Below are 21,164 nucleotides of genomic sequence, written 5' to 3'. Positions count from 1 at the left end.
ACACGGGAACCCGGTATGAAGCATGTAGCCTTAGTACTGATCGACGTACAGCAAGGTTTCGATGACCCCAAGTGGGGCCAGCGCAATAATCCTGCTGCCGAACAGTATATGGCTGCCCTGCTTCAGCACTGGCGCGAGCGTGAACGAACTGTCATCCACGTACGCCACCAATCGCAAGAAGCGGGCTCACCATTGCGTGGTGGACAGCCAGGTTATGAATTCAAGAACCTGACACGCCCACTGACCGGCGAAGCCATCTTCACCAAAAAGGTCAACAGCGCCTTTATCGGTACCGAGCTGGAAGCCTATCTGCATGTCAAAAACATCAAACAGCTAGTTATCGCCGGCTTGACGACGGATCATTGCGTATCCACCTCGGTACGCATGGCTGGCAACCTGGGTTTTGATGTATTACTGGCTGCCGACGCCTGCGCCACCTTTGACCGAAGCGACGTCAATGGCATACTGATCCCTGCTGAAGAAATACACCGCGTCCACCTGGCCAGCCTGCACAATGAATTCTGCACGGTCAAAAACACCGCTGACATCATTGCATTGCAAGTGTAATTTCGCACCAGATACACTAGACACTCTAGAATCACTCCCGATTCCCCTCATTTGGAAATGTCATGACCGGATCTGTAAAAGTCCACATCGTTCACGCCTTCACCCACAACAATGCAGGCGGCAACCCGGCAGGCGTGGTGTTGGATGCAGATCAATATACTGCTGAGCAAAAATTACACATTGCGAAAGCGGTGGGCTTGTCGGAAACCGCCTTTGTATCGCGTTCAGACAGTGCGGTCTTTAAACTGGAATTTTTCACCCCCAACCGGCAAATCGCCCACTGTGGCCATGCTACCGTCGCTACTTTTTCTCTGCTGCGCGCACTGGATATGGTGGGTGAAGGACTGAGCAGTAAAGAAACCATCGATGGCAATCGTGACATATTGATCAAAGCCGACATGGCTTTCATGCAACAAAAGGCACCGCGCTTCCAGCCCATTTCTGCTGATGACCATCACGATGGTAATCACGATGGTAATCACGATGGTAATCACGATGGTAATCACGATGGTAATCAATGCGCCGCTGTCTATAACCGCATACTGAAAAGCATGGGCCTAAGCACCCAAGATTTGATACCAGGACAAGTCCCCACCATCGTCAATACCGGCAACAGCTTCTTGCTGATTCCCATCAACAGCCGCGACCACCTGGCACAGATACAAGCCAAACAGGCAGAGATCAACGCTATCAGTGAAGAATTTGACCTGATCGGCTTTTACCCCTTCACCCTGGAAGCACAAGATACCGGCCACGCTGCCAGCACCCGCATGTTTGCGCCACGCTACGGCATAGACGAAGAAGCAGCAACCGGCATGGCGGCCGGCCCACTTGCCTGCCTGTTGTACAGCGCCTTGCAACAAGCCGGGCCAAGCTTGCAGATAGAGCAAGGTTACCTGATGCACCCTGCCTCACCCAGCCTGATCCATGTTGACCTCGACATCAGGCAGGGTGAAATCCATAGTCTGATGGCGGGTGGCAGGGCCAGGGTAGAAAAGACCCTGAACATTGATCTGTGAATAATTAATCTGGTCTTTCTGGCATGATTGCGGCCTGTGCCAGATCATGCCATTTTCACTGGCGCAGACCCCCATCGCGCAAAATGTTACACTAGCGGTCTATGCAAGCAGCCATCTCGTCATCTGTGATTCCCCACGTCATCCAGCGCGGCATTGAGCCTTACCAGCTCACTTTCGATGCCATGCGCGCCTTTACTGATGCCCGCACCGAACACACTCCCAATGAATTCTGGATTGTCGAACACCCGCCCGTCTATACCCTGGGCCTGGGTGCCGACCAGTCACATGTGCTGGCCGCCCATGACATCCCGGTGGTGCAGACCGACCGTGGCGGCGAAGTCACCTACCATGGCCCCGGCCAGGTCGTGATTTACCTGTTGATGGACTTGCGCCGCAGCCACCCCAAGGCCCGTTTATTTGCGCGTGAATTCGTCCACAAGATAGAACAGGCGGTCATCAACACCCTGGCAGCGTATAATCTGGCTGGTGAACGCAAGGAAGGCGCGCCCGGCATCTATGTCAGCAACGGCCAGTGGCAAGGTGCCAAGATCGCCGCCCTGGGCCTGAAAGTGCGCGGCAATGGCTGTACCTACCATGGCGTATCACTGAATGTGGATATGGATTTGACACCGTTTTCCTGGATCAACCCCTGCGGCTATGCCGGCCTGGCCACGGTAGACATGAAAACCCTGGGCGTGACCATGCCGCTGGCCCAGGTCCAGACCGCACTCGCACAGAATTTGCAAGATATTTTGACTGCCTCCTGATTTTTCGACATCGCTTCATACCATGACAACCGAAAACACACCCGTCGCCAACGCTGCTTACGATCCTACCGAAAAACAAAAAGGGGCCAGCAAGACTGCACGCATTCCCATCAAGATCGTACCGATGGAAAGGCTGCCCAAGCCCGACTGGATACGCGTCAAAGCCGGTTCACCCACCACCCGTTTTTATGAAATCAAAGACATCTTGCGCGCCAACAAACTGGTGACAGTCTGTGAAGAAGCATCTTGCCCGAATATTGGCGAATGCTTTGGCAAAGGTACCGCCACCTTCATGATCATGGGTGACAAATGCACGCGTCGCTGCCCCTTCTGCGACGTCGGCCATGGCCGCCCGGACCCGCTGGACGTGGATGAACCAGCCAACCTGGCAAAAACCATTGCTGCATTGAAGCTCAGCTATGTCGTCATCACCTCGGTAGACCGCGACGATTTGCGCGACGGCGGTGCCGCCCACTTTGCCGAGTGCATCACCAAAGTACGCGAACTGTCCCCCATGACACGCATAGAAATCCTGACACCGGATTTCCGTGGCCGCATGGACCGTGCGCTGGAAATTTTGAACATGGCACCACCAGACGTGATGAACCACAACCTGGAAACCGCACCGCGCCTGTACAAAGAAGCGCGCCCGGGTTCTGACTATGAATATTCACTGAATCTGCTGAAACGCTTCAAGGAACAACACCCGAATACCCCAACCAAATCCGGCATCATGGTCGGCCTGGGTGAAACCGACGAAGAAGTCCTGCAAGTCATGCGCGACATGCGCGCCCACAACGTCGACATGCTGACCATAGGCCAATACCTGGCCCCCAGCGGCCACCACTTGCCAGTACGCCGCTACGTCCACCCGGATGTCTTCAAGATGTATGAAGAAGAAGCCTACAAAATGGGCTTCGCGCATGCGGCGGTGGGAGCAATGGTGAGGTCCAGTTACCATGCAGATCAGCAGGCGCATGGGGTGGGGACGGATGTGAAGGTTTAAAAAAAGAAACACAAAAAGACGGCTCATTATTTTTAAGATAATGAGCCGTTTTTGTTTGCACACTCATGCCGTCGTACTAACCCCGCTGCAAGTCGATGTCCATTCGTAGGAGCGGCTTCAGCCGCGAATAATTAACAGCATACTGTTCCCGCTGCAAGCATACTGTTCGCGGCTAAAGCCGCTCCTACGTATCAAATTTCTAGCTAAGTACATTGAGCCAGACTCAAACCCAGCACACGGCGCATGCTGCGCGCCAGGTGGCTAGAGTTGCCATGGCGGTTGTCGCGCAACATTCTGCGACACCTTAGCCATTTCTGCTGATACTCTTGCTGTTTACCGTAGTCTCTCTGGGTTTCTATCTGGCAGCGATCAGACTGGAACCCCTGAGCATAGAAGCCATTTAGCCATTCTCCATTACGAATCTCAACATCATGATAAGAAAAGCCACACCTGCCGACGCAGCCGCCATCATCGCCATCTACAACCACTACATTGCCACGACCACAATCAGCTTTGAAGAGAAGCCGGTGTCAGAAGAAGAGATGGCGCAACGTATCAAAGATGTCACCGCCAATATGCCCTGGTATGTGGAAGAGGAGGATGATGAGGTGGTTGGCTATGCCTATGCCACACCATGGCGGGTGCGCAGCGCTTACCGGTTTTCTGTTGAAAGTACAGTCTATGTATCGCCTGAACATGCACGCAAAAGAATTGGAGCCAGACTCTATCAGGTGTTGATCGATGACCTGCGTAGTCGTGGCATCCATGTTGTACTGGGTGGTATCGCCCAGCCCAATACTGCCAGTGTGGCGCTGCATGAGCAGTTTGGATTCGAAAAGGTGGCGCACTTCAAGGATGTTGGCCGCAAGTTTGAGCAATGGGTGGATGTCGGCTATTGGGAACTGCGGCTGAATTGAGCGGGAGTCCCATCAATGTGAATGTTTGAATGTTTTGATCGCTGAAATCAACAGTATGCCGCCCAAGACACTGATCAACAGATGTGATGGCACTATCCCCAGTAACAAGCCACCAATACCGGCACCGAGGATGGAACCAGCTACCATCCAGCGGAACAAGCTGCTTTCCTTGCGCAAAATACTAAAGGCATTGGAATTACTGTAACGGGCAAAGCCAACTATCATGGTCGGGAAACTGACTGCCAGTGACAAGCTGCCCGCCAGCTTAATGTCCAACCCCTTAATGTCCACCCCATATAGCAGCACAATAGTGGGTATCAAAAGTTCGCCACCAGCGACACCCAGCAAGGCCGCTACCATACCTATACCAAGTCCAGCGATCAGTCCGGCAATAATGCGTGATGCTTAAACCTCCATGATCTTATCGTCGCGGCCATTTAAACGGGCATGCAATCTGCCGTTTACAATCTGTTTTTAAAAAATCAATTGATTAAATATAAATAATGGTGTATTTTGCATTATAACTTATTAATACTTGGGCTTTGTCGTTGAATCCGGCCAAGTCTCGTATTGGCGGGATTCGCATCTCAGTATTAGCGGAACCTCCCATCCCCCTGGTTCCCGCAATTGCTTCAAGAAAATTGCAGTTAAACGTAGTCGCTCCCTATTTGACGCACGATTAAACTTGAGAAGCCATGTCCAATACCAGCCTATCCGGCGTTGTCCAAAGTGCGCCCGACACTTCCCCCGGCATTGATGTGGATACCGTTGTCACTCTCGTCGACAGCACAGTTGTTTTCCTCGATAACGCGCAACTGAACGATCTGCCATTCCAGCATTCCAGTATTGCGGGCCGGTTCCAATAGCTATGCAGGAGTTCGTCTTCCGTCAGCAGTGCCAATAAGCTTCTTTATCACAAGGAAAGGAATGTTTATGAAAAAAATCATCCCGCAGCGCCGTTTCTCAATAAGCGCGGCTGCTGTCATTGCAATTGCTGTCATGAGCGTCATTACAGCGCTTCCCTCAATTGCTCAGGCGCAACAAAACCCGACTCCAAGTGCTGTAGTCTGCAACGCCAGTCCCACATGGGTCAGCAACCCGTCCTTGCCAGGCGACGTGCAGAATACGGATAACTGCAGTTTTCAGCAGTATATGTGGCAGACCATGCTGTATTTGGTGCAACCGGTAGCGCGGGGCAGCCAGGTTCGGCAATTTGAAACCTTTATGCCTAGTTACGGCATTTTTGTTGATCCCGGCAAGACCCCAACTCCATGGGGGACAACACCCAAGCCAACGTATTGCAAAGGGCCATCCAATTTAAAACAGGGCTATGTTTTTTCCAATCTGACCTTGCAGGCGGGAGTCGGGCAACCATTGATCGACAAATCGCTGAACCGGGTATTTTATGGCGTATCGGTCAATAAACCAGCGTATGACTTCATCACCGGTTGCGGCTTGCAAGAGGCGCAGTGTAGTTTAAGCCTGGCGCCCGATCTGGTTGAACCGGTTGGTTACAAGGTGGTGGACATTCCCAACTTGTATCCGACTTTGGCGTTTCCCAACAGCTCGATGGAATTGAAAACCGCATGGAAGATTTTGACGCGCGATGAACTGGCAAGCAAGACCTTTTATAGCACGAAAGGCTCGGTTCGGGCACCCGGCAAAAACTGCATGGAGAATGTGGATCTGGGGCTGGTGGGCATGCATATCGTGAGCAAGACGCCGACCCACCCGGAGTTTATTTGGGCTACCTTTGAACACCGCAATAACGCTCCCTACTGTTCCAAGACCGAGGCGCAACCCCCTTTGGGTGGGAATTGGACTTTTTATGATCCCAACTGCAAAGGCAACTGCACCACCAATCATTATGCCGAAGGCAAAGCCACCCAAGTTTGCACCATGCACCCCTGGGGTGACCCGACCCAGGGCACCATGCCCAATAATTTGACTTGTAGCTCGACCCCGCCGCCTGGCTATATTTGTGACCCGGATACCCAAAAGTACGTCATACAACCCAGCACCGCCAATTTGCAGGCATTGGATTTATCAGTGCAAAAAATGCTGGCGGCATTGCCTTCTGGCGACGCAAATAAACTGTGGGCCAATTATTCACTGGTCGGCAATGTATGGACAGCCAAGGGTACTTTACCGCCCTCAATGCAGGTGCAGGTCGGGGCCTTGTCGGGTGCAAACAATAGCATGGAAACCTATGTGCAAAATGGCGTCTCCAATATTCAAAATCCCTACAACTGCTTTAGTTGCCATAACTTGGATGGCAAGAATCAAGGCCAATCACTGAATCAGGCAGTAAAAGTTCAGTTACCGCCAGCGGGGCTTTCCCACATTTTCAATTTACTGAATCTGAAAACCAAAGGTTGCAGCACAGGCGTGCTACCAAGCAACCGAATGTGCGCCGCCAACGGTGGCCCAACTAAGTAAAAATCGTATTCAAAAATATTGAGAGGAATTGGCATGAGCTATTTAACATATCCAAGATTGCACTTTAGCGGTGGCTTTTTGGCTGATCCAAGCACGGTGAACAATACGCCGGACAACTATACTGATAAGAATGATGTCATACCAAAGTTGCAGCTTTATTGGAATCCGAACGGCACCGGCATTTTTGATTTTCAAGGCTGTCTTGTCACCAAAGTAGTCTATGGCCCCGGCAATGAAACCACCGACCCCGATGTTGATCCGGTGATTGGGCAACCAGTCAATGCAGTGTATGCGATGGCGGCACCGAAGCTGGTTGACCTCGACCCTTGTCAGCAAAATACCAGTGAAATATGGGGGCTGAGCTTGCAAGTGGCGGGCATTACCGCCAAACCAGGGTCGATCAGCGATTTTGTCCGCGGTGATTATGTCGCTGGCTCGTATAACGCGGTTTGGGCGCAGGCAATCAACGGCCCACGAAGCTCGGGCAGTGGTTGCGGGGTATATCAATCAAGCCTGACCAACTTGAGCTGGACGACTGCGCCTAAACCGCAGTCCAAATTCCTCAGTCAACTCCAGCAACAATCACCGAAACAATTGAGCGTCAATTTTGTGGTGAATGCGCATAATAATGCGCCAGTAATCTATCTGTTCAATACTGCGACCCTGCGGGCATTGGTGACAAAGGGCGTACCCGCCAATATCGTTGCCAAATTAGAGCCCATGACCCAATATTCCATGGGTCTGGATGATCAGGGCAAGCCTGCTAACCTGGGCCAGGTTCCGACCGAATCGTATGTGAATAATCGTCTCACTATTTTGTTAGGGCAAGCCGACGCCGATACCTATCGCGCCACTATCCTGGCGACTACACTGGCACCACCCCCATCGCCAGTGCCACCGCCGAACATCAATACCTTGTTTCCAACCGGCTTGTTAACTGGCACGATAGGGCCGCTGGCTACGGCGATCCCCATGTTTTACACGCCGTCACGCATGATGGCACCGATCAAGGTGCCCAATAGCCGGGCCCAATGCAATTTTGCACCGTTCTGCACGCAGGTGCTCAGCAATAGCAATGAGGTATTGATCACCGTGAATCTCGGCAATTCGCTCGCCACCGACAAGCCCGGTTATAACGATCCAAAGCAGGGTTTCGGTGTTGCATTGCCTGCGCTGGGCGCGCTGTTTTTGGTTTATTTTGACCAAAAACAAGAGGTGGGCATCAGCTTGAAGAACGCAGTTAGCATCGCCGCTTTGCCAAACGACCCGGTCCAGATGGCACAGTTGATGACAGTCAGCGGTGGCATACTGACGGTGAAAGTCGATCCTGCCTTATTGCCACCTGGCTTGACTGTGCAACAGGCAGAACAGAAGGTATTGACGATGCCCTTGGGTCTGATCGGCAGAAAAGCGCCTGCGCCAGTTATCTGGCTGGCAGAAAATATCAATGGCTATAATTTGCGGGCCGATCAGTTTGTTTTTAGAATGAATCCCGGCATTCCCACAGGACCAGATCAGGCTAACGGCGCAACCGCGCTGGTTCGCTTCTATGCCACCAAGTTTGGTCAAGCTGCGGCCAATATCAAGCTTCAGGCAACGCTGATGTCGCCGAAAGATTCCGTGGACTACACTAAAAATACGATGGGTACTGGCGGTACCTCTGGATTGAAAAACATCGCGATACCGCAAAATGCCATATCCTTCAGCCCTACGCCTTTGGCGACCAATGAGCAAGGCATGGCTGAATTGAAAATCGTTGGCACTGACCCTGGTTTCCCACGCGCCAGTCAAAACATCAATGGGCAAATTTACTTTGTACGCTACAATTTCGCCGATCAAACCATCGCAAAAAGCTACACCCAGCACCCGGACGATTTGATTAGTATCCTGCTGTTTAGCCAGCAAACCTTCCCCGATAATCCGACTTGGGATAATTGCATTAAATTCATACTGCCGCAGTATGCCAAGCTGTATCCCATCATGGGTCGTTTTAAGCTGGACGACTATGCTACCGTGGTTCAGTATGCCGAGCCTATCAGCGTGGTGCTGGCAAAACCGATGGATGATGCCTTGCATATGCCGGTAATCCGGGATTTGTCGATACAGCGCACGCAGGTTATCCTGAAGTGGTTTGCCAACAAGACGCCGAAGTAAGACATGGTCCAGTACTGCCATGCGGTCAACTTCAAATGTAGGTTGGGTCGGGCCTCGTTAGGTCGGGCCTCGTTAGGTCGGACCTAGCCAGGTCGGGCCTCGCCAGGCTACGGCTCATCAGCCCAATACTGATTCAGGATGACAGCTTTCACGACGATCAGGCAATTCAATCTTTTTTCAAGCAAGGTCAAGGTATCAATATCAAATTGATGATGTCATCATCCCGCGAATTTGTGCCGGGCTAAAACCCAGCACACGGCGCATGCTGCCGGCCAGGTGGCTGGGGTGAGCAAAGCCAGTTTCCATGGCGATGTCTGTCATGCTCTGCTTGCCTTCCATCATGAGCTGGCGTGCGCGTTGCAGGCGGCGTTCCATGACATAGCGGTGTACCGGCATGCCTGTCGCCTGCCGGAACAGTGACTTGAAGTGCGACAGGCTGAACCCGGCCACGGCAGCCAGTTCGGCAAGGGTGAGGTCGCTATCCAGATGTGCCTCTACATAATCGATGACGTGGCGCAGCCGCCAGGCTGGCAGGCTGCGGCCAGCTACCGGGTCGGTGGCTGGCTTGCGTGACTGCAAGGCAAACAGGCGGGCGGCCAGTGCGACGGCCAGGCTATCGGCAAAAATACGCCCGCCGGGATAGGCGTCGTGGTCTTCGGCTTGCATCATCCAGCCTATGCGTTCTATCTGTGGGTCGCGTATGTGTATGGCTGGCGCCAGCAAGTTATTCTGCCTGCCCAGGTTCATGGCTGCTGCGGTGTCGCTCACTGTGTGCGGTGACAAGCGCAACAGTAAGGACGTGGCGGGCTGGGTCAGTGTCCAGCGTGTGCTGGAGCCACCAGGTACGACACAGAACTGGCCATGCAGGCGCACGCCCTGGCGTTCATACCGGCCAGCGCCATAAGACACGGGCACAGGGTCACCAAGATGCAGGCAGAGCACATGACGGGCATCGACAGGGGAATTGAACAGGCCTGTTGGTACAGGTGAGGTCAGCACATCAAGCAGCGGTAAATCATGGTTGCCAGCACTGTTGAGCAGTGCCGCCGGCGGATGGGGATAGCATGCAGGTCTGTTCATCGCGCCCTCAAAATATGCACACCAGAAGAAGTATTAATGTAGCGCAAATCATCCGTCTGTGCTCAGGTTTGGCTGTTGGTGCGCGCCGTGGCAAAACAATGTTGCTAGCATCGTCTCTACTTGCCCATCCTATTTGGAGACTGAAATGAAAAGACGGCTTTTTTTGCAAATCACCCCTGCGGCCATTGCCAGCGGCGTCGCCACCACGCTGGTACTGCCAGCAATGTCGGCGCTGGCCAGGGCGGCTGAACAAGGCAAACTACACCAGACCACAGATGCCGCCGCATTTGGCGCAATGCGCCGCTTTGCCAGCCTGCCCTTTGGCAAAATCGCTTATGTAGAACGGGGCCACGGTGATACTGCCCTGTTCTTGCACGGCGCGCCGCTGAATAGCTTCCAATGGCGTGGCGCGATAGACAGGCTGTCGCCTTACCGCCGCTGCATCGCGCCCGACTTCATGGGCCTGGGCTATACCCAAGTGCCTGCGCAGCAAGCACTGACAGCCGATGCCCAGTTGGGGATGCTGATCAGCCTGCTGGACTATCTGAAGGTCGGTGCGGTCGATATTGTTGCCAGCGACAGTGGCGGTGCGGTGGCGCAACTATTCGCCGTGCGTTATCCAGAACGCGTGCGCAGCATGTTGCTGACAAACTGCGACGTCGAGCCAGACAGCCCGCCAGCAGGTGTGCAGCCAGCCATCAATATGGCCCGCGCTGGCACCCTGGCCGAAGAAACCGCCAAATGGTTAGCCGACGGCAACCAGGCACGCGCCACCTTTGGTGCGGCCGTATTTCACAACCCGGCCGTATTTACCGACGCCAACATCGCTTATTACGTCACGCCGCTGGTCAGCTCGCCGCTGCGTCGCCAGCAATACCACGCCTTTCACCTGGCGCTGGAACCCAACCCCTTGGCGGGTATAGAGGCAGAACTCAAACGCAGCCGCATCCCCGTCAAGATGGTATGGGGCGGCAGTGACACCTTATTTTCGCTGGCTGATGCAGATTACCTTGACCGACTATTTCCACAGTCACGTGGCATACGCGTGGTACCCGAAGGGAAGCTATTTTTTCAGGAAGAGCTTCCAGATGTGATTGCGGATGAAGCCCGGCGCTTGTGGGGATTGAGATGATTACATCTACCTGCACTGCTGCGCCATCGTCATCAACAGATGTAAGCGGAAATCATTGCCGGAAGCGAATACCATGCTGCGTTACAATGGCTATCTGCACACCGCATCGTTTATCTCCGTCAGGAACCCGCATGAACACTGTATTCGCCGCCCCCGTCTTTGACAGCACCGTGATTTTTGAAGGCAATGAACTCTTCAAAGGCAAAAGCGCCGCCGAGAACTGGGCCAAAAAACTTGGTGCCGAACTAGACTGCGCGACCACGGTACAAAAAACAGGCACAGGCTGGGTCATCTGCGGCAATGTCGATGGCGAAGATTGTATCTGGGCGGTATTCGGGCAAAGGTTGAAGCGGATTAACCGGGAGTGATGGACGCAGGTTACGCGTATTTGTAGGGTGCGCCGCGCGCACCGTGCCGTGTACTGTCATCAGCAGACACTGTTTTACCAGCCAGCGTTATAACTGGCGGCGATTCCTCATTATATGAAGTTCATCAGAATTACTTACACACTTCTATTTGTAGACTCCTACTGGGATTCTTAGTTTCTGTTTGCATGCGTCTACGCTAGTTTATTCGTAACCAAATGTTGAAATAAGGATACCGGCAGCCCAACATCGTTACCTTCCAGATGCTCCCAAGTGAGACGAACCATTTTCTTTACGATACTGGGGTCGTACACGCAGAGGGTAAGAAGAAATTTATCCATTTCTTCTGAAAAGGCAACTGACCGAATCCCTGCACTTTCTTTTGCACAGCCCGTAAAGAAAATTTCACTACCTCCAAGATAAAAACAATAGCGAATTTCGTTTTCTGCCAGAAAATTCTCGATTGAAGAAAGCACCAGCGCATTTGGATTTGAAAGCAGCGCGTGCATTTTAATTTCGTCCATTTTATCTTTAACACTCAAATGTCGGACTCAACGACAATAGCCGATCATGTGATTGCATTTGGTTATTCACCACCATTTACAGGACATTTAACTGTGAGAGAAGGCATCAAACATGGTGCGCGCGGCGCACCCTACACATGAGGCTCTTTACTATCTGGCGGGTACTGTCTCCCCTCACTCACAAATACTCAACCAGTTGCCCACTCACGCTGCGCAGGCGCTGGCTCATCAGTTTTGCCAGTTTTGCCAGGATGTGTACCGCCAGCACGGGCTTTTCCTTGATGATGCGGGCGTAGTTGTCTTTGGTCAGCAATAGCAAGATGCTGGTTTGTGAGGCAATGCAGGTGGCGGAACGTTTTTCGCCATCGATGATGGACATTTCCCCTACGGTCTTGCCGTGCGTCACCAGGACAATTCGGTGCAGGCCGCCATCCTGGTCTGACTTGAGTATTTCGACTTCGCCTTTCACCAACAAGAACATATAGGTGCCGGATTCACCTTCCTTGAAGACGACCGTGCCGGTTGACACTTCATAGCATTGCACATAGCCCGCCAGAGCCTGGATGTCTTTCCATTCCAGGTCTGCAAACAGCTGGGATTCTGCGATCATGTCACATATGTCGCCCGACTGAAATGTCGTGCCTATCCCCACGAGGCGGAAACCGTCCAAAGCATGATCTGGATTCATTGTTTACTCGTTAATTTAATATTCCTGCTGGTCATCAATCGAACGCTCATTTGGGCATGCTGGTTGGTAGCAAGCCAAGCTGGCAAGTCAATGTCTCTGCCAGTGATTAATAGTTTATCGCAGTCCGGGCAAAGTGGCAGCTAGCTTCGCGTTTCGGCGAAACGCGCCAGGTGCGGCACCGGTCAAGCGTTTGAAGGCCTTGTTGAAGGCTGCCTCTGATTCGTAGCCTACACTGTCGGCAATATCTATCATGGGTTTGTCGGTGTGGCGCAGCAAATGCCCGGCGCGAAACATGCGCCAACGGGTCAGGTATTCAAGTGGGGATTCGCCGACCTTTTCCTTGAAGCGCAAAGCGAAGCCGGAGCGCGACATCCCGGCGGCTGCGGCCAGCGCCTCGACCGTCCAGTTCGACGCAACATCCTTGTGCAGAAGATGCAAGGCTGCGCCGATGCGGCGGTCCGACAGTGCTGCCAGCCATCCACTCCCAGTGTCGGGGTCTAGCGTATCGATATACGCCCGAACCACCTGCACGAAGATAATATCTGCCAGGCGGCTAACGACCAGGCCAGAGCCGAGACCGCGTTGCGCCGTCTCCATTGCCAGCAATTGCAGCGCAGCCTGGAGCAGATGGGTTCGTTCCTGGTCCATGCGGATGTGCAGCAACGCTGGCAACAGGTCCAGCAATGGCCGTGCACCATAGGGATCGAAATTGAACCAGCCGCTGATGATGGTGGTGGCCGCGCCGCCACCGCCAATCTGCGCCACGCCGCCGACATTCGCACGCACAAGATCGCTACAGCTAACCGTGGCGGACTTCTGGTCATCGCACAGCGTGTAAGGCAGGCCGTGTGGGATGACGAAGCAGTCGCCTGCTATCAGGGCGACGGGTTCCCGGTCAGCCCCGTCAACCCCATCATCGAGCGTCAGCCAGCCGCCGCCGCGCAACATCAGGCCGAAGCGCGCCGTGTCGTCACGTCGCCGCGTACTCAGGCCCCAGGGGGCCGTAGCCTCCAGCCGCGCATAGCGGGCGTTTTCAACACGCATCGCAGTAAATACTTCGTCAAGCGGATCCATAGCCAGGCATCATTTGGATGATCGGACAAAAATTATAGCGCTACAGGCATTGAGTGTCCATCACCTCCCCCCTAAAATTCACTTCAACGGCATTTCACTCGTCAGTCCCGTTGCTTAATGGCGATTACCTCGCAGGTAATCGCCAGGCATCCGGGACGTCGATACACTGCCCCCCAGCGCTCTTCTTTGAACAGGATGAATATCATGTCACAGGCCGTCCCACTCGTTCCCGGTATCCACATTATCCCCGCTGTCCCCATCGTCCCCCTCATCAAAGCGACACCGGCCACGTCCGCAGCGCCTTCTGCAATTGCAGAACAGCGCCCAAGTGCGCTTGCACTACTGGTGATGCTTAGCGGCACCTTCATGGTGGTGCTGGACTTCTTCATCGTCAATGTCGCGCTGCCATCCATTCAGCACGATCTTCACGCTAGCGCCAGTGCGTTGCAGCTCATTGTCATCGGTTATGGCCTGGCCAACGCTGCGACGCTGATCACCGGCGGGCGGCTGGGCGACATCCATGGCCGTCGGCGGCTGTTTATCATCGGCGTCGGCCTGTTCACCCTGGCCTCCGCCGCGTGCGGCATGGCACCAAACGCAGCCGTGCTTGTCGCTGCGCGCATCGCCCAGGGTGTGGCCGGTGCACTGCTGCAGCCGCAGGTGCTGGCAATGCTGGGCCTGCTCTACACCGGAGCGCAACGCGCAAAGGCGTTCGCTGCCTACGGCCTGGCCTTGGGGCTGGCTGCGGCAAGTGGTCAGATCATCGGCGGTTTGCTGATCCACGCCAACCTGGCGGGGCTGGGCTGGCGTAGCTGCTTCCTGATCAACCTGCCGATCGGCCTGCTGACGCTGCTACTGAGCAAGCGTGTATTACCGCCGATGCAAGGCCAGCGCGCCAGTCGCCTGGATCTGCCTGGTATGGCGCTGGTCGCGTTAACGCTGACGGCTGCTATTTTTCCACTGGTGGTGGGGCGCGACGAGGGATGGCCGCTGTGGAGTTTCATCTGTCTGGCGGCATCGGTACCATTGCTCATCGTGTTCTGGACTTACCAGCGTCGTCTGGCGGCACGTGGTGGCCAGCCTTTGCTTGCGCCTTCGTTGCTGGCTCAGAGGCCCTTTGTGCTGGGCTTGCTGATCACGCTGCTGTTCTTCGCGGGCAACGCATCGTTCTACTTCGTGCTGGCGCTGTACCTGCAACGCGGATTGGGCTTGCCAGCGCTTGATTCGGGGCTGGTCTTCACTGCGCTTGCCGTCGGTTTCTTTGCGACCTCGATGGCTTCGCCATGGTTCGCGAAAAAATTGGGTCGACACGCCATCTTCAGCGGCGCACTGGTGTTGGCGGCAGGCCATGCGGCGCTGTATGGCCTGCTGGGCTGGCTGTCGGCACAGAACGTGGCGCTCATGCTGCCGGTGCTTCTGCTGCAGGGCTGTGGCCTTGGGATGGTGATGACACCCCTGGCCTCCACCGTCCTGGCCGGGCTGCCGTCACAACATGCAGGCGTTGCGTCGGGCGTGATGGCAACCATGCAGCAAGTGGGAAATGCGCTTGGCGTCGCGCTGATCGGCGTCTTGTATTACAGCACGCTGGGTCAGGGTGCTGGCCTCGCTATCATTGCTCGTGCCTTTGGCATCAGCCTGTTGTACCTGTTCGCTTTGGCACTCGGCGTGGCAGCCCTGTACCGGCACTTTAGTCAAACCACACAAACCACACTTAGCTAGGAATAATCATGAACATCAATGCACAACAACTGGCGGACCGCTACGTCGCGGTATGGAATGAAACGGACCTGGCGGCGCGGCGCGATGCCATCGCACAGCTCTGGTTACCCGATGGTGTACACTACATAACGACGCGCGAAGCGCGCGCCTACGCGGCACTGGAGGAACGCATCACCGGCTCGCACAACAAGAACGTGCGTGACGGAGGCTATATGTTCAGGCCGGTGCAGAACGCACAAGCACTGCGGGGGGTCGTCACATTCAACTGGGAGATGATACGGCCAGCCACGGCTGAAGTGCTTGCCGTCGGCCTGGAGTTTCTACAGATCGATACAGATGGCCGCATCATCAGCGACTATCAATTCATGGTCTCGTAATATTGCGATTTGGAGGGAAAATAGCTTGCCTGCCATTTTCCTTCTGGCTTTTTCTCGGCAAACGATACAAAAATTCTTATACAAAAATTCACTTCGCTTCCAACACCTGGATACGCTCCATCGCGTGCTGAGCCCGCACCCACGATTTAGCACTGGCATAGGAATTGCATTCACGCCATGCATAGTCGTCTGCCAATGCAGCGTTCGGTATTGCGCAAGACAGATCAAATATATTAACGAATCACATAAAACTCATTTCACCACTGGAACTGGGTACCAACAAGACGATTCGGATGCAGTGCGGATATGATTGAAGGTCGGACGTTCGCCTCTGGACGTAGTGCGGAAAAACCCGCGCCCGGGGGGAAATCCGACCCAGGTTGAATCAACGCTGGCTGACACGCAAAGCTGTCGCCAGGGGTCAGTCATTTCAATTTCATAGCCGCACAAATAGGCATCATTTACTTAGGGGGCGCATAAAAAAACAAACTCGAATCGCGCGTGCGCACCATGTTTGGGCATGCCTTGGTGCGTCACAGAAGCATTGATGATCTACGCTTTTTTATATATAGGGCTCACGCAGTTGAAGTAATTCTGTGTCAGCCCTGAAAATTGACAACCGGTTCTTCGTTATATGTGCTTCGACATATTTGCTTGCGGCGCAGAAGAGATTGAAGCACCCACAAGGGAGTGAATCCATAGCATTAGCAATCGCGCATGGATGTGACCAACAGGCACCAATACCACTGGTGCCACTTGAAACTTGCAGTTTCGACGTTGACTTTTTGCATTAATTTTTTTTCCGGTCATAGCGGCATGTGTCGGCGTATTTCGACTATTTCCTATTAGGACTTACGCAAAATTGTCCCAGCAAGGCGCAGCGACGAAGACAGTACGAATAGTACCGAATCTTGCTAAATGCGGGAGCTGCAACGCGGCTGGGGCGGTTTTGCGTAAGTCCTACCTATTTCACTTTCGAAAGAAAACACCTTTTAAAGGGTTTCGCAAAATGAACAATACTACCCCGCTCCAGATTGATACATTTTTACCTTACATGCGCAATGTGATCCGGTGCGAACAAGCCCTGCACGAATTGAATTTGATGTGGCGCATGATAGAGGCGACGGCAAAGATGACATGTGCAAGCGAAGCCAAAGCGGTATTGCCCACCATGGCAGCCACACGTGACGGTTTCAATCGCCTGGAGCAGGAACTGGTGACCAGTCTGGTGCATGAAAAAGTGTCCACCGTGTTGAACGCTATCGGTACCAAGGCGCAGTATGTGATCGATATCGTTGTACGCAATCTGTATGAGCGCACTGCCGACATCGGTTTTCTGGCGACAGACAATGAGCTATGCGCCTTTACTGCCGGTCTGCATGATATGCAGGGGAAGATACGCGCCAGGTTGCGTGCCTATCGCAATAAATACACGGTGTATGACGAAATCATTCTGCTTGATGTTGCCGGCAATGTGCTGGTACAAATTGACGAAGCCACACCCCTGGAAGCCAGCACCGACCCTTTGCTGGCGGCAAGCCTGGCATCCGACACGTATGTAGAAACTTTCAGGGCCAGCGACCTGCGGCCAGGTAAAGAAAAAGCCCTGATTTATTCACGCCGCATGCTGCATCCGGAAACTGGCGTGGTGGTGGGTGTGCTGTGCCTGTGCTTTAATTTTGAACAGGAAATGGCAGGCATCTTCAATTCGCACCGTGACCCGTCCGGGCGCGCGAATATGTTACTGCTGGATGGCAGTAACCAGGTGATAGCAAGTGCAGACAAGACCTGGATACCTGTGGGTGTCAGGGTCCCGGTGAATCACAGTAACGAACCGGAACTGATGATGTATGCCGGACGCGAATATCTGGTGCGGACTTTTCCGGCAGTGGGCTACCAAGGTTATATGGGGCCACCCGGCTGGCAAGGACAAGTGATGGTGCCGGTGGAGGTTGCCTTTACCGAAGCCAGCAGCAATCATTTGAGCGAGTTAAGCCCGGCGATTGCCGAAGGTCTGTTAAGCCACGCCCATTCATTTTGCCCGCCCCTGCACGAAATCATGGTAGCGGCAGAAACCATACGTTGCGTGGTGTGGAATGGCAAGGTGATGACGGCAGGCCAAACCAATGACATGCAAAAACTGAAAACCATACTCGACCAGATCAGCGACACCGGTGCACGCAGCGACGAATTATTTGCCAAATCGATTGCTGATCTGTACGAGACGGTCGTAGCGTCGAGCATGCGTGACGCAGAATTTGTATCGCATCTGCTGGTTGATCTGCTGGACCGTAACCTGTATGAAAGAGCGGATGATTGCCGCTGGTGGGCATTGACGCCTGAGCTGCGCCGGGTGCTGGCAAACCCGGAACGGGACTGGGAAACCATGGCGGATGTTAACGGTATATTGAAATACATTAATTGCCTGTACACCGTGTACACCCGCATCTTTGTGTATGATGGCAGCGGCGAGATTATCGCCAGCAACCAACTGGCCCTGCCTGATCAGGAAATGGACCCGGCAATTGCTACCCATATCGACACAGAGACCCTGTCACAGGTATTGGCGCTGCGTACCGAGCAGGATTACTATGTAACGCCGTTTTCGCCTACCCCCATGTATGAAGACGAGCCGACCTATATGTATCATGCGGCCATCCGTGACCCGGATGATGATGCGCTGGTGATAGGTGGCATAGGCATTATTTTCGACTCAGCCCCAGAATTTTCTGCGATGCTGAAAAGTGGCATGGGCAGCAAAGACCATAGCAGTGCATTCTTTATCAACCGGCAAGGTGTCATCTTGTCCAGCACCGATGCCAGCCGTCCGGTTGGCAGCCGCCTGGAGATTGACGCTACACTGCTTGCGTTGGCAAACGGCAGCAGCGCATCGCGCATCCTGGTGCATGATGGACACTACGCCGTCATGGCCTGTACGGTATCGAGCGGCTATCGGGAATTCAAGGTATCTGACGGCTATCGTGAAGACATACTGGCGGTGGTCTTCGACAGCTTTGGCCCGGTGCGGGACTATGCCGGCATCAGTAAAATGGACACCGCGCTGGTTTCTGGAACAACTGAGGCCACAGAGGTCGATGATGAAGAGTTCGCCACTTTCTTTATTGACGGCAAACTGTTTGCACTACCGGCAGAGTGTGTACTGGAAGCCTTGCCAGCATCCAGGATATCCATGGCATCAATGAATGGGCGTGCGGAACGCATAGGCCTGATTGTGCCGGAGCGTGACAACGATCAAAAGAATTATGTCTGGGTATTCGATCTGGGCCATGCCATGCGGGGCAAACCAGCCATAATCGCCAATCACCACCAGGTCATCATTGTGCGTTTTGGCGGACAAATGATAGGCCTGCTGGTAAGTGGCCTGCACGGCGTACCGCAATTCAATGCCGCACAGATCACGCCTGCGCCTTTTGCCGGCAATACCAGCAGCAGCTTGATCAGCAAAGTCATCAAGGCCAATGCAGGCAAGCTGTTGATCCAGGTGATGGACGTCGCCTATTTGTTTGCCACCCTGATGACCAAGGAAAACGAGTTGGTGGTGACTTGATGTTGCGTGCATACAGGTTTGCGTTTTAATTGAGATGGGCGCACTGCTGAAAAATTGAATATGGCTTATGTGCGGTGACATAAGCCATTTTTTTCAGACAGCCAAGCGCACCCGTTTTATGTCCCGCAGTGGTGGCGCGCCAAACAGTCTTGTGTATTCACGGCTGAACTGGGATGCGCTTTCATAGCCTACCCGTAATGCTGCGCTGCTGGCGTCGATGTCTTCACTGAGCATCAGTTGCCGTGCATCCTGCAGGCGCAAGTGCTTCAGGTATTGCAAGGGGCTCATGCCTGCGACTGTACGAAAATGCTGGCGAAAGGTGGATGGGCTCATGTGGGCTTTGTCTGCCAGATCATCCATGGCAATATTTTCGGTGTAGTGCCGTTTTAGCCAGGCGATGAGCTTGGCAATTTGCTGGCCTGGCGAACCGGCTGTCATCAGATGGCGCAGTGTTGGCCCATGTTCGCCATTGAGCAGGCGTACGATGATTTCTTGCTGTATCAGCGGTGCAACCAGTGGTATCAGTTGCGGTTCATTCTGCAGGCGCACCAGGCGGGTGATGGCATCCAGCAAACCCTCATCCACGGTCACAACTGACATCGCCAGTGAGGTTGATGCTTTCAGCGGCGCGGAGAAATTCATTTCGGCAGCGCATTGGGTAATAACGCGGGCATCCAGTGCCAGCCCCATTCCCAGAAATGGTTGCGCGCTGCTGGCACGCGTCACATAAGACAGCACGGGCAAATCCAGCGAAGTCACCAGTGATTGACCGGGTGCGTAGTCAAAAATCTCGTCTCCCAGCAGGACGCGCTTGCCACCCTGCACGGTCACGCCCAGGCTCGGGCCATAAATGCAGGGCATGGGGTCGGTCGCTTTGCTGCGCCTGTAAATCATCAACCCGGGAATATGGGTCGTATGGTCACCATCGCTTTGGGCAATATTGCTGACCAGTCCGGCCAGTGTTTGACTATTCACAGATGGGGTTGGATGTCCAGTTTGCATGGCAGCGCGAGAGAATTCTTGAATAAGCATAGCCTACCATTTTCAATGCCTGGTTTCGTATTTCTGCTGATGAATCATCAAATTGGGCAAGAAATGCATCGAATCAGGCAAACGTCTTTTATAACACCTGGCACACAATAGCCATCTGTAAAAACGGCACAGGACTTATCAATGAAACATGCATTGATCATCAATTCACACCAGTTTTATGAAGGCATTTCCACTGGCAAGCTTCATCAGAGCATGGCCGACATCATCCATCCCGCATCACCCCATCCTGGAGGTTTTCATGATCAACACCACGATTAACGGCAAGAATACCAGCGTCGATGTCACGCCCGATACGCCTGTGCTGTGGATGCTGCGCGATGCGCTGCAACTGACAGGCACCAAGTTTGGCTGTGGTGCGGCCTTGTGTGGTGCCTGTACCGTGCATCTGGATGGCCAGGCGATACTCTCTTGCGTCACGCCTGCTTCTGCCGTACAGGGCAAGAAACTCACCACCATAGAAGCAGCGACTGGTGGTAATGACAAGGTCGGCAATGCAGTCAGCGCCGCCTGGATCAAGCACGATGTGGCGCAATGTGGCTACTGCCAGAGCGGACAAATCATGAGTGCGACTGCTTTTTTGAAATCCCTGCCGCGGGGCAAACAACCGACTGCTACTGAAATCGATAGCGCCATGGCTGGCAATATCTGCCGCTGCGGTACGTACGTTCGCATCCGCGCTGCCGTGGCTGATGCAGCCAAAGCCATTATCTGAAGG

The 21,164-nt window shown here is 53.8% G+C and carries 21 protein-coding genes; 15 read left to right on the top strand and 6 right to left on the bottom strand.

The window, feature by feature from the left end; all coding sequences use genetic code 11:
- The first annotated feature begins 15 nt into the window (after window positions 1–15).
- From ACO0K9_RS20130 to ACO0K9_RS20110, 5 genes are all read left to right on the top strand, one after another.
- A complete protein-coding gene (locus ACO0K9_RS20130) occupies window positions 16–567 on the top strand; it encodes a cysteine hydrolase family protein (RefSeq protein WP_422987871.1) in 552 nt (183 codons plus the stop codon).
- 62 nt (window positions 568–629) lie between these two features.
- Window positions 630–1,586 (top strand): PhzF family phenazine biosynthesis protein, encoded by a 957-nt coding sequence (locus tag ACO0K9_RS20125; RefSeq protein ID WP_422987870.1) that lies wholly within the window; start codon window positions 630–632, stop codon window positions 1,584–1,586.
- 101 nt (window positions 1,587–1,687) lie between these two features.
- Window positions 1,688–2,353 carry a lipoyl(octanoyl) transferase LipB gene (gene lipB, locus ACO0K9_RS20120; RefSeq protein ID WP_422987869.1) on the top strand — a complete coding sequence of 222 codons (666 nt, stop codon included), beginning with the start codon at window positions 1,688–1,690 and terminating at the stop codon, window positions 2,351–2,353.
- Window positions 2,354–2,375: 22 nt separating this feature from the next.
- Entirely contained in the window at window positions 2,376–3,359 is a 984-nt protein-coding gene (gene lipA / locus ACO0K9_RS20115) for a lipoyl synthase (RefSeq protein ID WP_422987868.1), read from the top strand.
- 431 nt (window positions 3,360–3,790) lie between these two features.
- Complete coding sequence (locus ACO0K9_RS20110) at window positions 3,791–4,276, top strand: arsinothricin resistance N-acetyltransferase ArsN1 family B (RefSeq protein WP_422987867.1); 486 nt, start codon at window positions 3,791–3,793, stop codon at window positions 4,274–4,276.
- 12 nt (window positions 4,277–4,288) lie between these two features.
- Here the strand turns inward: ACO0K9_RS20110 and ACO0K9_RS20105 are convergent, their stop codons facing one another.
- Window positions 4,289–4,657 carry a TSUP family transporter gene (locus tag ACO0K9_RS20105; protein WP_422987888.1) on the bottom strand — a complete coding sequence of 123 codons (369 nt, stop codon included), beginning with the start codon at window positions 4,655–4,657 and terminating at the stop codon, window positions 4,289–4,291.
- Window positions 4,658–4,971: 314 nt separating this feature from the next.
- Between ACO0K9_RS20105 and ACO0K9_RS20100 the strand changes: the two genes are divergently transcribed.
- The 3 genes from ACO0K9_RS20100 to ACO0K9_RS20090 all read left to right on the top strand — a co-directional run bounded on the left by ACO0K9_RS20100 (window position 4,972) and on the right by ACO0K9_RS20090 (window position 8,869).
- Window positions 4,972–5,142, top strand: a complete 171-nt coding sequence (locus ACO0K9_RS20100) for a hypothetical protein (protein ID WP_422987866.1) — start codon at window positions 4,972–4,974, stop codon at window positions 5,140–5,142.
- Window positions 5,143–5,209: 67 nt separating this feature from the next.
- Window positions 5,210–6,715 (top strand): hypothetical protein, encoded by a 1,506-nt coding sequence (locus ACO0K9_RS20095; protein WP_422987865.1) that lies wholly within the window; start codon window positions 5,210–5,212, stop codon window positions 6,713–6,715.
- Window positions 6,716–6,748: 33 nt separating this feature from the next.
- The gene (locus ACO0K9_RS20090; RefSeq protein ID WP_422987864.1) at window positions 6,749–8,869 is read left to right on the top strand and encodes a hypothetical protein; all 2,121 of its coding nucleotides are present in this window, start codon (window positions 6,749–6,751) and stop codon (window positions 8,867–8,869) included.
- Between the two features lie 201 nt (window positions 8,870–9,070).
- Here ACO0K9_RS20090 and ACO0K9_RS20085 read toward each other — a convergent pair whose 3' ends face one another.
- Window positions 9,071–9,949, bottom strand: coding sequence for a helix-turn-helix domain-containing protein (locus tag ACO0K9_RS20085; RefSeq protein WP_422987863.1), 879 nt, complete (start codon window positions 9,947–9,949; stop codon window positions 9,071–9,073).
- Between the two features lie 145 nt (window positions 9,950–10,094).
- Here ACO0K9_RS20085 and ACO0K9_RS20080 point away from each other — a divergent pair, with 145 nt between their 5' ends.
- Both ACO0K9_RS20080 and ACO0K9_RS20075 read left to right on the top strand, forming a co-directional pair.
- Entirely contained in the window at window positions 10,095–11,081 is a 987-nt protein-coding gene (locus tag ACO0K9_RS20080; protein WP_422987862.1) for an alpha/beta fold hydrolase, read from the top strand.
- Window positions 11,082–11,212: 131 nt separating this feature from the next.
- Window positions 11,213–11,449 carry a hypothetical protein gene (locus ACO0K9_RS20075; protein WP_422987861.1) on the top strand — a complete coding sequence of 79 codons (237 nt, stop codon included), beginning with the start codon at window positions 11,213–11,215 and terminating at the stop codon, window positions 11,447–11,449.
- A gap of 191 nt (window positions 11,450–11,640) precedes the next feature.
- Here ACO0K9_RS20075 and ACO0K9_RS20070 read toward each other — a convergent pair whose 3' ends face one another.
- The 3 genes from ACO0K9_RS20070 to ACO0K9_RS20060 form a co-directional block, all read right to left on the bottom strand.
- A complete protein-coding gene (locus tag ACO0K9_RS20070) occupies window positions 11,641–11,970 on the bottom strand; it encodes a hypothetical protein (RefSeq protein ID WP_422987860.1) in 330 nt (109 codons plus the stop codon).
- A 178-nt stretch (window positions 11,971–12,148) separates the two neighbouring features.
- Window positions 12,149–12,658 carry a Crp/Fnr family transcriptional regulator gene (locus ACO0K9_RS20065; RefSeq protein WP_422987859.1) on the bottom strand — a complete coding sequence of 170 codons (510 nt, stop codon included), beginning with the start codon at window positions 12,656–12,658 and terminating at the stop codon, window positions 12,149–12,151.
- 114 nt (window positions 12,659–12,772) lie between these two features.
- Window positions 12,773–13,732, bottom strand: a complete 960-nt coding sequence (locus ACO0K9_RS20060) for an AraC family transcriptional regulator (protein WP_422987858.1) — start codon at window positions 13,730–13,732, stop codon at window positions 12,773–12,775.
- A 204-nt stretch (window positions 13,733–13,936) separates the two neighbouring features.
- On the opposite strand from ACO0K9_RS20060, the gene ACO0K9_RS20055 reads away from it, so the two are divergent.
- From ACO0K9_RS20055 to ACO0K9_RS20045, 3 genes are all read left to right on the top strand, one after another.
- Window positions 13,937–15,451, top strand: coding sequence for an MFS transporter (locus ACO0K9_RS20055; RefSeq protein ID WP_422987857.1), 1,515 nt, complete (start codon window positions 13,937–13,939; stop codon window positions 15,449–15,451).
- 8 nt (window positions 15,452–15,459) lie between these two features.
- Complete coding sequence (locus ACO0K9_RS20050) at window positions 15,460–15,828, top strand: hypothetical protein (RefSeq protein ID WP_422987856.1); 369 nt, start codon at window positions 15,460–15,462, stop codon at window positions 15,826–15,828.
- 1,009 nt (window positions 15,829–16,837) lie between these two features.
- Window positions 16,838–19,396, top strand: coding sequence for a chemotaxis protein CheW (locus tag ACO0K9_RS20045; protein WP_422987855.1), 2,559 nt, complete (start codon window positions 16,838–16,840; stop codon window positions 19,394–19,396).
- Between the two features lie 93 nt (window positions 19,397–19,489).
- Here ACO0K9_RS20045 and ACO0K9_RS20040 read toward each other — a convergent pair whose 3' ends face one another.
- Window positions 19,490–20,371: an AraC family transcriptional regulator N-terminal domain-containing protein gene (locus ACO0K9_RS20040; protein WP_422987854.1), complete on the bottom strand. Its 882-nt coding sequence runs from the start codon at window positions 20,369–20,371 to the stop codon at window positions 19,490–19,492.
- Between the two features lie 198 nt (window positions 20,372–20,569).
- Here ACO0K9_RS20040 and ACO0K9_RS20035 point away from each other — a divergent pair, with 198 nt between their 5' ends.
- Together ACO0K9_RS20035 and ACO0K9_RS20030 are read left to right on the top strand one after the other, a co-directional pair.
- Entirely contained in the window at window positions 20,570–20,707 is a 138-nt protein-coding gene (locus ACO0K9_RS20035; protein ID WP_422987853.1) for a hypothetical protein, read from the top strand.
- The gene (locus ACO0K9_RS20030; protein ID WP_422987852.1) at window positions 20,688–21,161 is read left to right on the top strand and encodes a (2Fe-2S)-binding protein; all 474 of its coding nucleotides are present in this window, start codon (window positions 20,688–20,690) and stop codon (window positions 21,159–21,161) included. The genes ACO0K9_RS20035 and ACO0K9_RS20030 overlap by 20 nt, the downstream gene beginning before the upstream one ends.
- Window positions 21,162–21,164: the final 3 nt, after the last annotated feature.

Origin of the sequence: Undibacterium sp. Ji50W, from assembly GCF_049340445.1 — a bacterium.
Classification (GTDB): domain Bacteria; phylum Pseudomonadota; class Gammaproteobacteria; order Burkholderiales; family Burkholderiaceae_D; genus Undibacterium.
This window is presented reverse-complemented; position numbering and strand designations above follow the sequence as displayed.

Bases quoted from the DNA above. Each gene is read 5' to 3' on its own strand.
- ACO0K9_RS20100 (WP_422987866.1), top strand. From the start codon at position 4,972: ATGTCCAATACCAGCCTATCCGGCGTTGTCCAAAGTGCGCCCGACACT.
- ACO0K9_RS20130 (WP_422987871.1), top strand. From the start codon at position 16: ATGAAGCATGTAGCCTTAGTACTGATCGACGTACAGCAAGGTTTCGAT.
- lipA (WP_422987868.1), top strand. From the start codon at position 2,376: ATGACAACCGAAAACACACCCGTCGCCAACGCTGCTTACGATCCTACC.
- ACO0K9_RS20030 (WP_422987852.1), top strand. From the start codon at position 20,688: ATGATCAACACCACGATTAACGGCAAGAATACCAGCGTCGATGTCACG.
- ACO0K9_RS20110 (WP_422987867.1), top strand. From the start codon at position 3,791: ATGATAAGAAAAGCCACACCTGCCGACGCAGCCGCCATCATCGCCATC.
- ACO0K9_RS20060 (WP_422987858.1), bottom strand. From the start codon at position 13,732: ATGGATCCGCTTGACGAAGTATTTACTGCGATGCGTGTTGAAAACGCC.
- ACO0K9_RS20065 (WP_422987859.1), bottom strand. From the start codon at position 12,658: ATGAATCCAGATCATGCTTTGGACGGTTTCCGCCTCGTGGGGATAGGC.
- ACO0K9_RS20080 (WP_422987862.1), top strand. From the start codon at position 10,095: ATGAAAAGACGGCTTTTTTTGCAAATCACCCCTGCGGCCATTGCCAGC.
- ACO0K9_RS20050 (WP_422987856.1), top strand. From the start codon at position 15,460: ATGAACATCAATGCACAACAACTGGCGGACCGCTACGTCGCGGTATGG.
- ACO0K9_RS20070 (WP_422987860.1), bottom strand. From the start codon at position 11,970: ATGGACGAAATTAAAATGCACGCGCTGCTTTCAAATCCAAATGCGCTG.
- ACO0K9_RS20045 (WP_422987855.1), top strand. From the start codon at position 16,838: ATGAACAATACTACCCCGCTCCAGATTGATACATTTTTACCTTACATG.
- ACO0K9_RS20075 (WP_422987861.1), top strand. From the start codon at position 11,213: ATGAACACTGTATTCGCCGCCCCCGTCTTTGACAGCACCGTGATTTTT.
- ACO0K9_RS20085 (WP_422987863.1), bottom strand. From the start codon at position 9,949: ATGAACAGACCTGCATGCTATCCCCATCCGCCGGCGGCACTGCTCAAC.
- lipB (WP_422987869.1), top strand. From the start codon at position 1,688: ATGCAAGCAGCCATCTCGTCATCTGTGATTCCCCACGTCATCCAGCGC.
- ACO0K9_RS20095 (WP_422987865.1), top strand. From the start codon at position 5,210: ATGAAAAAAATCATCCCGCAGCGCCGTTTCTCAATAAGCGCGGCTGCT.
- ACO0K9_RS20090 (WP_422987864.1), top strand. From the start codon at position 6,749: ATGAGCTATTTAACATATCCAAGATTGCACTTTAGCGGTGGCTTTTTG.
- ACO0K9_RS20035 (WP_422987853.1), top strand. From the start codon at position 20,570: ATGAAACATGCATTGATCATCAATTCACACCAGTTTTATGAAGGCATT.
- ACO0K9_RS20125 (WP_422987870.1), top strand. From the start codon at position 630: ATGACCGGATCTGTAAAAGTCCACATCGTTCACGCCTTCACCCACAAC.
- ACO0K9_RS20055 (WP_422987857.1), top strand. From the start codon at position 13,937: ATGTCACAGGCCGTCCCACTCGTTCCCGGTATCCACATTATCCCCGCT.